At 64.1% G+C, this 11,966-nt stretch carries 11 protein-coding genes and 1 pseudogene; 8 read left to right on the top strand and 4 right to left on the bottom strand.

Translation table 11 applies throughout. The features are described from left to right. Positions 1 to 42: 42 nt before the first annotated feature. Positions 43 to 1,371, bottom strand: a complete 1,329-nt coding sequence (locus AC5ZFO_RS12155) for an MFS transporter (RefSeq protein WP_282520272.1) — start codon at positions 1,369 to 1,371, stop codon at positions 43 to 45. Between the two features lie 182 nt (positions 1,372 to 1,553). Here AC5ZFO_RS12155 and cyoA point away from each other — a divergent pair, with 182 nt between their 5' ends. The 8 genes from cyoA (at position 1,554) to AC5ZFO_RS12195 (ending at position 9,984) form a co-directional block, all read left to right on the top strand. Next, positions 1,554 to 2,714, top strand: coding sequence for a ubiquinol oxidase subunit II (cyoA, locus tag AC5ZFO_RS12160; RefSeq protein WP_496122110.1), 1,161 nt, complete (start codon positions 1,554 to 1,556; stop codon positions 2,712 to 2,714). Between the two features lie 11 nt (positions 2,715 to 2,725). Continuing rightward, positions 2,726 to 4,723, top strand: a complete 1,998-nt coding sequence (gene cyoB / locus AC5ZFO_RS12165; RefSeq protein ID WP_282520270.1) for a cytochrome o ubiquinol oxidase subunit I — start codon at positions 2,726 to 2,728, stop codon at positions 4,721 to 4,723. Beyond that, the gene (cyoC, locus tag AC5ZFO_RS12170; protein ID WP_496122111.1) at positions 4,724 to 5,353 is read left to right on the top strand and encodes a cytochrome o ubiquinol oxidase subunit III; all 630 of its coding nucleotides are present in this window, start codon (positions 4,724 to 4,726) and stop codon (positions 5,351 to 5,353) included. Then, positions 5,350 to 5,730 (top strand): cytochrome o ubiquinol oxidase subunit IV, encoded by a 381-nt coding sequence (gene cyoD, locus AC5ZFO_RS12175; RefSeq protein WP_028151376.1) that lies wholly within the window; start codon positions 5,350 to 5,352, stop codon positions 5,728 to 5,730. Before cyoC ends, cyoD begins: the two co-directional genes overlap by 4 nt. Then, positions 5,727 to 6,578: an SURF1 family protein gene (locus AC5ZFO_RS12180; protein ID WP_282520268.1), complete on the top strand. Its 852-nt coding sequence runs from the start codon at positions 5,727 to 5,729 to the stop codon at positions 6,576 to 6,578. Before cyoD ends, AC5ZFO_RS12180 begins: the two co-directional genes overlap by 4 nt. Continuing rightward, the gene (locus AC5ZFO_RS12185) at positions 6,550 to 7,929 is read left to right on the top strand and encodes an ATP-binding protein (protein ID WP_496122112.1); all 1,380 of its coding nucleotides are present in this window, start codon (positions 6,550 to 6,552) and stop codon (positions 7,927 to 7,929) included. The genes AC5ZFO_RS12180 and AC5ZFO_RS12185 overlap by 29 nt, the downstream gene beginning before the upstream one ends. Further along, the gene (locus tag AC5ZFO_RS12190) at positions 7,919 to 8,452 is read left to right on the top strand and encodes a response regulator transcription factor (RefSeq protein ID WP_282520266.1); all 534 of its coding nucleotides are present in this window, start codon (positions 7,919 to 7,921) and stop codon (positions 8,450 to 8,452) included. The genes AC5ZFO_RS12185 and AC5ZFO_RS12190 overlap by 11 nt, the downstream gene beginning before the upstream one ends. A gap of 140 nt (positions 8,453 to 8,592) precedes the next feature. Beyond that, entirely contained in the window at positions 8,593 to 9,984 is a 1,392-nt protein-coding gene (locus AC5ZFO_RS12195) for an adenylate/guanylate cyclase domain-containing protein (protein WP_282520518.1), read from the top strand. Positions 9,985 to 10,067: 83 nt separating this feature from the next. Here the strand turns inward: AC5ZFO_RS12195 and AC5ZFO_RS12200 are convergent, their stop codons facing one another. The 3 genes and pseudogenes from AC5ZFO_RS12200 to AC5ZFO_RS12210 form a co-directional block, all read right to left on the bottom strand. Beyond that, positions 10,068 to 10,862: a CarD family transcriptional regulator gene (locus AC5ZFO_RS12200; RefSeq protein ID WP_282520265.1), complete on the bottom strand. Its 795-nt coding sequence runs from the start codon at positions 10,860 to 10,862 to the stop codon at positions 10,068 to 10,070. Positions 10,863 to 11,206: 344 nt separating this feature from the next. Continuing rightward, a complete protein-coding gene (gene fdxA, locus AC5ZFO_RS12205) occupies positions 11,207 to 11,545 on the bottom strand; it encodes a ferredoxin FdxA (protein ID WP_063980643.1) in 339 nt (112 codons plus the stop codon). Positions 11,546 to 11,677: 132 nt separating this feature from the next. After that, positions 11,678 to 11,959: pseudogene (locus AC5ZFO_RS12210) on the bottom strand (RNA-binding S4 domain-containing protein); the annotation flags it as partial. Positions 11,960 to 11,966: the final 7 nt, after the last annotated feature.

Consider the following 11,966-nt stretch of genomic DNA (forward strand, 5'->3'; position numbering starts at 1 on the left):
CGGCGCTACGCGCCTTTGCCCACCCTACCAGCTCCGCGCTGATTAAGCGCCCGCGTCCATGTCGCCCGCCTCGCGCTGGCCGCTGAGCCAGAGTGCGAGCAGGGTCCAGAACGCGCCTGACAGCAGATACGCACCCGACGCGATGACGCCGAGATTGGTGGCGAGCAGCAGCGCCACCAACGGCGCGAAGCCGGCACCGAACAACCAGGCCATATCCGAGGTCAGCGCGGAAGCCGTGTAGCGGTACGCCTGCCGGAAGTTCGAGGCGATCGCGCCCGAGGACTGGCCGAAGGAGAGACCCAGCAGGATGAAACCGATCACCATGTAGATGGTCTCACCGAACGCGCCGGCATCGAGCAGCTGCGGAGCAAAACCGCTGTAGATCGCGATCGCAATGGCCGATCCCATCAGCAGCGATTTGCGGCCGACGCGGTCGGCGATGATGCCGGAGGCCACGATCGCCGCGACGCCGAACACGGCGGCGACGATCTCGATGATCAGGAAGCGCACCGGGCTTTCGCGGGTGAACAGGAACACCCAGGACAGCGGAAACACCGTGACCATGTGGAACAGCGCGAAGCTCGCCAGCGGCGCGAATGCACCGAGCATGATGTTCTGGCCTTCGCGCGCGACGGTCTCGGAGATACGCGCGGGCTGCAGTTCGCGGGTCTCGAACAACGAAGAATATTCTTCCGTCGTCACCATGCGCAGGCGCGCGAACAGCGCCACGACGTTGATGGCGAAGGCGACGAAGAACGGATAGCGCCAGCCCCAGTCGAAGAAGTCGTCGGCCGAGAGGTTACCGGCGAAATAGGCGAACAGCGCGCTCGCCACGATCAACCCGAGCGGCGCGCCGAGCTGCGGAACCATCGCATACCAGCCGCGCTTGGACGGTGGCGCGTTCAGGGCCAGCAGCGAAGCCATGCCGTCCCAGGCGCCGCCCCAGGCCAGACCCTGCGCGATCCGCGCCAGCGCCAGCAGCCAGATCGCGGCAACGCCGATGTCGTGATAGCCGGGCAGGAACGCGAGCGCGACCGTGGCGGTGCCGAGCAGAAACAGCGCCGAGACCAGCTTGGCCGTTTTGCCGTATTCGCGGTCGACCGTCATGAAAATGACGGTTCCGATCGGCCGGGCCACGAAGGCCAGCGCGAAGATCATGAAGGAATAGAGGGTGCCGGTCAGCTCGCTCGTGAACGGGAACACCAGGCGCGGGAATACGATCACCGAGGCGATCGCGTAGACGAAGAAGTCGAAGAATTCCGAGGTGCGGCCGATGATGACGCCGATGGCGATCTCGCCGGGACTGGCCTGGTCGTGGCCGTGCTCGCCCGAGTGGATATCCGCCATTGCGGGGGTCTGTGCCGTCGCCATTCGTGCGCCCTTAACGTCCTGAAAACCAAAGCCGACCGCCCGGCGGGGCGCCAGGCAATCCGCCCCTGTGTGACCCAACATTTCGCACTGCAACATTGGACAAATTGTCCAATGTCCGGATTGCTGCGCCGCAGCTACCCCTTGGGCCCGCAAAGGAAACTCATTCTCATAAGGCTCGGCCCGTGTCCCGTCTCAAGATCCTGGCGCTGCTACCTCTGGCAGCTGCGCTCAGCGGCTGCAACTACGTCGTGCTGGCGCCTGCCGGCGATATCGCAGCGCAACAGCGCGACCTCGTCATCATCTCCACCGTCCTGATGCTCCTGATCGTCGTCCCCGTGATGGCGCTGACGGTGCTGTTCGCGTGGCGCTATCGCCAGTCCAACACCTCGGCCCGCTACGAGCCGGATTGGGACCACTCGACCAAGCTCGAGCTGGTGATCTGGTCGGCGCCGCTGCTGATCATCATCTGCCTGGGCGCGCTGACCTGGATGGGCACGCATCTGCTCGACCCCTACCGCACGCTCGGCCGCATCAAAGCGGAGCAGGCCGTGGACCAGTCCAAGGCCCCGCTCGAGGTCGACGTCGTCGCGCTCGACTGGAAGTGGCTCTTCATCTATCCGGACTACGGCATCGCCACCGTCAACGACCTCGCTGCTCCGGTCGATCGTCCGATCAAATTCCGCATCACCGCCTCTTCGGTGATGAACTCGTTCTATATCCCCGCGCTCGCCGGCCAGATCTACGCGATGCCGGGCATGGAGACGAAGCTCCACGCCGTGGTGAACCATCCCGGCACCTATAAGGGCTTTTCGGCGAACTACAGCGGCGCCGGCTTCTCCGGCATGCACTTCAACTTCCAGGGCCTCGACGACAAGGGCTTTGATGCCTGGATCGCCAGCGCCAAGTCCGCCGGTGGCTCGCTCGGCCGCGCCGAATATCTCCAGTTGGAGAAGCCCAGCCAGAACGAGCCGGTGCGCCGCTACGGCACCATCGATTCCGATCTCTACCGCCTGATCCTCAACATGTGCGTCGAGACGGGCAAGATGTGCCAGAGCGAGATGATGGCGATCGACGCCAAGGGCGGCAACGGCCATGAGGGCCTGAACAACACCCTGCCGCTCGCCTACGACAAGTACGCCCGCCGCGGCAGCCCGCTCGGGCCGGAGCCGACCTTCGTCGCCGGCACCTGCACGCCCGATGCGCCGCAGGGCAAGACCACCGCCTCCATCATGGCCCCCACTGACACCGCGCCGCTGCTCGGCGCCGGCCTGAGGCGGCCGACGTTCACGCCGCTGAAGTCCTCGTCCTTCTTCCTCGGACAACGTCCGAAGTCAGACTCCTAAAGAGATCCCGCATGTCTCCTGATCTTCTCAAGCTCATCTTCGGCCGGCTCGGCCTCGAATCGCTGCCGCTGCACGAGCCGATCGTCGTCGGCACCTTCGCGGTGGTCGCGCTCGGCGGCGCCACGCTGCTCGCCGGCCTCACCTATTTCCGCCTGTGGGGCTACCTCTGGCGCGAATGGTTCACCACGGTGGACCACAAGCGCATCGGCATCATGTACATGATCCTCGGCATCGTGATGCTGCTGCGCGGCTTCGCGGACGCGCTAATGATGCGTGGCCAGCAGATGCTCGCGTTCAACGGCTCCGAAGGCTATCTCAACGCCCATCACTACGACCAGGTCTTCACCGCCCACGGCGTGATCATGATCTTCTTCGTGGCGATGCCGCTGGTCACGGGCCTGATGAACTATGTCGTGCCGCTCCAGATCGGCGCACGCGACGTGTCGTTCCCGTTCCTGAACAATTTCAGCTTCTGGATGACGGTCGGCGGCGCGGTGCTGGTGATGGCCTCGCTGTTCATCGGCGAATTCGCCCGCACCGGCTGGCTGGCTTATCCGCCGTTGTCGAACATCGGCTACAGTCCTGATGTCGGCGTCGACTATTACATCTGGGCGCTGCAGGTCGCCGGCGTCGGCACGACGTTATCCGGCATCAACCTGATCTGTACCATCGTCAAGTTGCGGTGCCCCGGCATGACCATGATGAAGATGCCGGTCTTCACCTGGACCTCGCTCTGCACCAACATCCTGATCGTCGCCTCCTTCCCCGTTCTGACCGTCGTGCTCGCGCTGCTCTCGCTCGATCGCTACGTCGGCACCAACTTCTTCACGAACGATTTCGGCGGCAGCCCGATGATGTACGTGAACCTGATCTGGATCTGGGGCCATCCCGAGGTCTACATCCTGGTTCTCCCCGCCTTCGGCGTCTTCTCGGAGGTCACCTCGACCTTCTCGGGCAAGCGCCTGTTCGGCTACACCTCGATGGTCTACGCCACGGTGGTCATCACCATCCTGTCGTACCTGGTCTGGCTGCACCACTTCTTCACGATGGGCTCCGGCGCCAGCGTCAACTCGTTCTTCGGCATCACCACGATGATCATCTCGATCCCGACGGGCGCGAAGATGTTCAACTGGCTGTTCACGATGTATCGCGGCCGTATCCGCTACGAGCTGCCGATGTTGTGGACGATCGCGTTCATGCTGACCTTCGTGCTCGGCGGCATGACCGGCGTGCTGCTGGCGGTGCCGCCGGCCGACTTCGTTCTGCACAACAGCCTGTTCCTGATCGCGCATTTCCACAACGTGATCATCGGCGGCGTGGTGTTCGGCGCCTTTGCCGGCATCAATTACTGGTTCCCGAAGGCGTTCGGCTTCAAGCTCGATGTGTTCTGGGGCAAGCTGTCGTTCTGGTTCTGGGTCGTCGGCTTCTACCTCGCCTTCATGCCGCTCTACGTGCTCGGCCTGATGGGCGTGACCCGCCGCCTGCGCGTGTTCGACGATCCCAGCCTCCAGATCTGGTTCGTCATCGCCGCGATCGGCGCCTTCCTCGTCTTCCTCGGCATCCTCTGCATGCTGATGCAGTTCGCGGTCTCTTTCCTCAAGCGCGAGCAGCTCAAGGACGTCACCGGCGATCCCTGGGATGCGCGCACTCTGGAATGGGCGACCTCCTCACCCCCGCCGGACTACAACTTCGCTTTCACCCCCGTCGTTCACGACAATGACGCGTGGTGGGACATGAAGAAGCGCGGCTACCAGCGTCCGCTCACCGGGTTCAGGCCGATCCACATGCCCAGCAGCACCGGCACCGGCATCATCCTCGCCGGCTTCGCCACCGCAATGGGATTTGGCCTGATCTGGTACATCTGGTGGCTGGCGGCTGGGAGCTTCATCGCGATGCTCGTCGTCGGGATCGGTCACACCTTCAACTATCACCGCGACTTCGACATTCCGGCTGAAGACGTCATCCGGACCGAGGACGCGCGTACCAAACTGCTCGCCGGAGCCAAGTAAATGACTGTCTCTGTCAATCCCGCCCAGACCGGCGAGCCGATGTTCTACCTCGCCGACGAACACCCGCATCCCGAAGGCTACAGCACCTCGTTCGGCTTCTGGATCTACCTGATGAGCGACTGTCTCATCTTCGCGATGCTGTTCGCCGCCTTCGGCGTGCTCGGCGGCAACTACGCCGCCGGTCCCGCCCCGAAGGACCTGTTCGAGCTGCCGCTGGTCGCCGTGAACACCTCGATGCTGCTGCTGTCGTCGATCACCTATGGCTTTGCCATGCTGACGATGCAGCAGAACAAGATCGCCCAGACCCAGATGTGGCTGGCGATCACCGGCCTGTTCGGCCTCGCCTTCATCGGCATCGAGCTCTCCGAGTTCGCCCACATGATCCATGAAGGCGCGACGCCCCAGCGCAGCGCCTTCCTGTCCGCCTTCTTCACCCTGGTTGGCACCCACGGCCTGCACGTCTCCTGCGGCCTGATCTGGCTGGTGACGTTGATGGTGCAGGTCTGGAAGTTCGGCCTGATCGAAGCCAACCGCCGCCGCCTGATGTGCCTGTCGATGTTCTGGCACTTCCTCGATGTGGTCTGGATCGGCGTCTTCACCTTCGTCTATCTCCTGGGAGTTCTGCGATGAACACCGATACCCACGCCGCTCACGCGGGCGACCATCACCACGACGACGGCCACGCGCACAGCACGTTCTCGGGCTACATGCTCGGCTTCGTGCTCTCGGTCGTGCTGACCGCGATCCCGTTCTGGCTGGTGATGAGCGGCGCGCTGCCGAGCAAGCAGATCACCGCGCTGGTCATCATGGCCTTCGCGGTCGTGCAGATCGTCGTGCACATGATCTACTTCCTGCACATGAACACCAAGTCCGAGAACGGCTGGAGCATGATGGCACTGATCTTCACCATCGTCATGGTGGTGATCGCGCTGTCCGGGTCGCTGTGGGTGATGAACCACCTCAACAGCAACATGATGCCGATGCACGAGATGACGGGAATGAAGTGAGCGAGATCCGGACCGTGACGAGCAAGGCGGATGGGGCGCGCGGCAAGGCTGCGCGCTTCCCGTCTCTGTGGCTCACGGCCCTCGCGCTCACCGCCTTTGCTGTTCTGATCGCGCTCGGCGTCTGGCAGATCGAACGGCGCACCTGGAAATTGGCGCTGATCGACCGCGTCGAGCAGCGCGTCCATGCCCCGGCCCAGCCGATCCCGTCGCCCGCGGCCTGGCCGGCCGTCTCCACCGCAAGCGACGAATACAGGCACGTCAGCGTCACCGGCCGCTTCCTGCATGACCGCGAGACACTGGTTCAGGCCGTGACCGAGGAAGGCCCCGGCTATTGGGTGCTGACGCCGCTTCAGCGCGGCGACGGCGCGCTGGTCCTGGTCAATCGCGGCTTCGTGCCGTCCGAGCGGCGCGACGCATCGACGCGCCAGAGCGGCAATCCGGACGGCCAGGTCGAGATCACGGGCCTGCTCCGCATGACCGAGCCGCAAGGCGGTTTTCTCAGGAACAACGTGCCCCAGCACAACCGCTGGTATTCGCGGGATGTCGCCGCGATTGCGGCAGCGCGCGGCCTCCATGAGGTCGCGCCCTTCTTCATCGATGCAGACGCCGGATCACTTTCCGGCAGCGGCCCGATCGGCGGATTGACCGTGATCCGCTTTCCCAATAACCACCTGATCTACGCGCTGACGTGGTTTGCTCTGGCTTTCATGCTGGCGGGTAAACTTTTCGTCACATTCGGTGGCGGGCTGTTCCGCCGCAAGCGCTTCGTCCACGAACCGGCCGGCGGCTCGGATGCCTCCGCCCGCAGGACGGGATCAGATGCTGGAACGATCGTCGAATCTACCTAACGACGGAATGACGCATGACGCCGTCACACTGCAATCGCAGGCGGACGCGCGCAGCGAGCTGATCGGCGTTGCGCCGACCGACGACGAGACCAACCGCAAGAACATGGCGCTGCTGATCCAGCTGCGCTGGACCGCGGTGGTCGGCCAGATCGTGACCATCGGCGGCGTGCATTTTGGCCTGGGTATTCCCCTGCCATTGGAACGGATGGGCGCGGTGATCGGCGCGCTGGTGCTGCTCAACGTCTCCAGCCTCGTCTGGGTGCGCCATCGCGCAGCGATCACCAACAACGAGCTGCTGGTCGCCTTGATGCTCGACGTCGTCGCGCTGACCGCGCAGCTCTACCTCAGCGGCGGCGCCACCAATCCCTTCACCTCGCTGTTCCTGCTCCAGGTCACCCTGGGCGCGGTGCTGCTTAATGCCCGCTCTACCTGGTCGCTGGTCGCACTGACCTGCGCGAGTTTCATCTGGCTGACCATGGCCTACCGGCCGCTCGACCTGCCGCCTAACCCGATCAGCGAGGCCTACAGTCTCACCGTAACAGGCATGCTGCTGGGCTTCGTCCTCAACGCCGTGCTGCTGGTCGTGTTCGTCACCCGCATCAACAGGAATTTGCGCGAGCGCGATGCGCATCTGGCGGCGCTGCGCCAGCATGCGGCCGAGCAGGACCACATCGTCCGCATGGGCCTGCTCGCCTCCGGCGCGGCGCATGAGCTCGGCACGCCGCTGGCCTCGCTGTCGGTCATCCTCAGCGACTGGCGCCGCATGCCCGATCTCGCCGCCGATCAGGAACTTGCCGAGGATCTCGCGGAGATGGAAACCTCTCTGCAACGCTGCAAGACCATCGTGACGGGCATCCTGGTGTCGGCGGGCGAGGCGCGCGGCGAAGGCTCCTCGCCGACGACGGTGACGGCCTTCGTCACCGCGCTGGTGGACGAGTGGCGCGACGCGCGCTCGGCGCGCACGCTCTATTTCGTCAACACGTTCGGCGAGGACGTCGCGATCGTCTCGGACATCGCGCTGAAGCAGGTGATCTTCAACGTGCTCGACAATGCCTATGAGGTCTCGCGCGAATGGGTGGAGCTGCTGGCCGAGCGCGAGGGCGACAATCTCGTGCTGTCGATCAGCGATCGCGGCCCGGGCTTCGCGCCGGAGATGCTGGCGCAGCTCGGAAAACCCTATCACTCGAGCAAGGGCCGCGCCGGCGGCGGGCTCGGCCTGTTCCTGGTGGTGAACGTCGTGCGCAAGCTCGGCGGCAGCGTGACCGCCGAGAACCACAGGAAGCGCGGCGCCACCGTCCGCCTGACGCTGCCGCTCGCAACGCTCGCGATCGGAGGGAAGTTTGACGCCTGACCGTTCGCTCATCGTCGTCGAGGACGATGCCGGCTTCGCGCGCACGCTGAGACGCTCGTTCGAGCGCCGCGGCTACGACGTCGTCCTCGCAGCTTCGATCGAAGAGGTGCGGAAGGTGCTGGAGGAGCGATCCTTCGGACACGCAGTGGTCGATCTCAAGCTCGGCGGCGCCTCGGGCCTCGCCTGCGTCGAGCTGCTGCACACGCACGATCCGGAGATGCTGATCGTGGTGCTGACCGGCTTTGCCAGCATCTCCACGGCCGTCGAGGCGATCAAGCTTGGCGCCTGCCACTACCTGGCAAAGCCGTCGAACACCGACGATATCGAAGCCGCCTTCAACAGGGCCGAAGGCAACGCCGAAGTCGCACTCGATGCACGGCCGACATCGATCAAGACGCTGGAATGGGAGCGCATCCACCAGACGCTGATCGAGACCGATTTCAACATCTCGGAAGCGGCACGAAGGCTGGGCATGCACCGGCGCACGCTGGCAAGGAAGCTCGAGAAGCGGCCGGTGAAGTGAGCGGTTCGCTGCGCGGGTGGAAAACACTCACCCGAGCTGATGACCTCGCGGCCATGCATCACTAGACTGAAGATCGGTTGCGGCGGCTGACAGCCGTCGTCGTGCTGCAACGGCCCAAGCGAGGAGACCGCCCCGTGACAATGCTCGTCGAGCGCCGCGAATCGTCTGCCGAGCCTTCGCGCGCGCGCAGCCAGCGCGAGACCGAAACCGTCCAGTTCGCGCAGGCCGCACTCGCATCCGCCAAGCAGGAGGGCCTGCAACTGGCCGTGCGGGCGCGCTATGTCGCGCTTGCCATCATCGCTTGCCTGCTGCCGGCCATCAACCCGGCATGGGAGCAGCTCTACTACGTGGCGCTGCTGGGCCTGTTCGCACTGATCGGCTGGGCCCAGGTCAGGGTTGGGCGGGTCGGCGTGTCGCGGTCGGAATTGGCGCTTTTGTTCTGCGACCTGGCGCTGCTCACATTCGTCATCGTCGTCCCGAACCCCTTCGGCACGACGCACTGGCCGGTGGCGATGCAGTACCATTTCGGCAACTTCATCTACTTCTTCGTGCTGCTCTCGGGCGCCACGCTGGCCTATTCCTGGCGAACCGTGGTTGCGGTCGGGACATGGACCGCAGCGCTCTGGGTGATCGGCATAGCCTGGGTGTGGTGGCAACCTGATCGCGATCCCGCACTGACCGCCCGCATTGCGGACGCGGTGGGCAGCGATCACAGGCTGTTCGCGCTGATCTCGCCCGCTGCGATCGGATTCGGCATCCGCATCCAGGAAATCGTCGTCTTCATGATCGTCGCCGTGACGCTGGCGCTCGCCGTCCGCCGCAGCAACGATCTGCTGATCCGGCATGCCGCGGTGGAACGGGAGCGCGGCAATCTTGCGCGCTACTTTTCACCCAACGTCGTGACGGAATTGTCGAAGCACGACGAGCCACTGAAACAGGTGCGCACGCAGGACGTCGCGGTGCTGTTCGTGGATATCGTCGGCTTCACGGCCTTTGCCGATGCGCGCACCCCGGAGGAGGTGGTGCGGACGTTGCGCGAATTCCACGGATTGATGGAGCAGGAGGTTTTCCGTCACGACGGCACGTTGGACAAATATCTGGGTGACGGATTGATGGCGACATTCGGCACGCCCTTCGCCGGCACGCGCGACGCCAGCAACGCGCTGCGCTGTGCCCAGGCCATGATCGCGGCGGCGGACAGGTGGAGCGCGCAGCGAAGAGCATCCGGTGAGCCGCCGATGCACGTCAGCTTTGGCCTGCATTACGGGCCGGTGGTGCTCGGCGACATCGGGCACACCTGTCTGGAATTTGCCGTGATCGGCGCGACCGTCAACGCAGCAAGCCGTCTCGAAGCGCTGACGCGCACGCTCGACTGCGCGCTGGTGGCAAGCCACGATCTCGTCAGCCGCGCCATGCTGGAGCTCGGCAGCACAGCCGAGACATTTGCATCGTTGATCGCGCTGGATCCCCAAGCGATCCGCGGGCTCGAGCGGCCGATCGCGATCTGGACCCAGCCGCGCGCGGCGCCGTAGGGCAAGGCTCGACCGCCGTTGCATCAGAAACGAAAAGCCCGGCCAAGCAGCCGGGCTTTTGATCTCTTGCCTTGACGACGCGCTTAGGCGGCCTCGTCGGCGACGGTGGTGTCGTCGCCATCGGTATCGTCGGTCTCGCCCTCGGCATCCGCCTCGCCTTCAGCGGCTTCCGCCTTGGCGCCGGTACGACGCGGGCTCTTGGCGAGCTGGGCCTCGATCTCCTTGACCGCTTCGGTCTCGGTCGAGTGCTGCACAACCGCGATCTCGCGGGAGAGACGATCGAGCGCCGCTTCATAGAGTTGGCGTTCAGAGTAAGACTGCTCGGGCTGCGACTCGGAACGGTAGAGGTCGCGCACGACTTCGGCGATCGCGACGATGTCGCCCGAATTGATCTTTGCTTCGTATTCCTGGGCGCGGCGCGACCACATGGTGCGCTTGACGCGGGCGCGGCCCTTCAGCGTCTCCAGCGCCTTCTTCACCAGCGCGGGGTCGGACAGCTTGCGCATGCCGACGTTGGCGACCTTGGCGGTCGGCACGCGCAGCGTCATCTTGTCCTTGATGAAATTGATGACGAACAGCTCGAGCTTCGCACCGGCGATCTCCTGCTCCTCGATGGCCAGGATCTGGCCGACGCCGTGAGCGGGATAGACCACGAATTCGTTGGCCTTGAAGCCCTGACGCTGGGTCACGACCTTCTTTTCCTCGACCTTCGGCGCAGCAGCCGCCGGCTTCACGACCGGCTTGGCAGCGACAGGAGCCTTGGCAGGAGCAGCAGCAACGGGAGCCTTCGGCGCGGCCGGCTTGACAGCGGGAGCCTTGGCAGCAGCAGGCTTGGCAACGGTCGCTTTCGCGGCCGGTTTGGCAGTCTTGTTAGGCATTGCGCTTCTTTTGTTCTTCGAGGACTTTGCAGCCGGTGCCTTCGTCGCGGTCCGACCCTTGGATGCGCTACGGCTGGCCGCGGCGACTTTTTTGGCCTCCTTATGGGAAGCCCTCGCTGAAGTACTCTTTTTACGCGTTTTCTGTGACACAGCCTGCGCGCGGAAACTGCCACGCCCCTGTTCGACATTTGGTTTCACGGGAACCCAACGGGGCCAACGGGGCTGACGGGGTTCGGCTTAATGTGCCCAATATAGCACATTTCCCGCAAAAATCAATGATTTAGGGACTTTTGTGACTGGTTTTCGGCGCCGACGAAGGTATTAGGGTTAAGTTTGGGCGAGAATTAGTCTCCCGAGCCCGGGTTCGGAGAAAAATATTTCTCGAACTTGCCTTCCTGGCCGTCGAATTCCTTCGCGTCGGGGGGTGATTCTTTCTTCTGGGTGATGTTCGGCCAGCTTTTGGCGTAGTCGGCATTGACCTGGAGCCACTTTTCCAGGCCCGGTTCCGTGTCCGGCTTGATGGCGTCGGCTGGGCATTCCGGCTCGCACACGCCGCAGTCGATGCATTCGTCAGGATGGATGACGAGCATGTTCTCGCCCTCGTAGAAACAGTCGACCGGGCAGACCTCGACGCAGTCGGTGTACTTGCACTTGATGCAGGCTTCAGTGACGACGTAAGTCATCCAACGCTCCGAAAAGCTCTTTTAAAAGTCGCGGCTTGCGTAGCGCGGATGGCCCGGCGCCGCAAGGTCGGGAACGGCCGATCATGACGGCTTTACGCGTTTGATCGACCAAGAAATGAATTCAAAGCGCAATTAATTGCGCTGAGAACTTTGATTGCCTTCGCTCAGCTCCTCGTAGAGCACGCGGGCCGAGGCGGCATCGCCGCGGCGCTCGTTGAAAGCGGTTACTTTCAGCACGCGCACGGTGCGATCGAGCGCGATGGTGATCACGTCGCCGATCTTGATCGCATGGCCCGGCGACTTCTCGCGTGTGCCGTTGATGCGAACGTGGCCGGACTCAACGAGCTCGGCCGCGGAGGTGCGCGCCTTCACCACCCGCGCGTGCCACAGCCATTTGTCGAGACGCTGCCGCTCGGTCGTG

The sequence above is a fragment of the Bradyrhizobium sp. Unk1 genome, assembly GCF_059512345.1.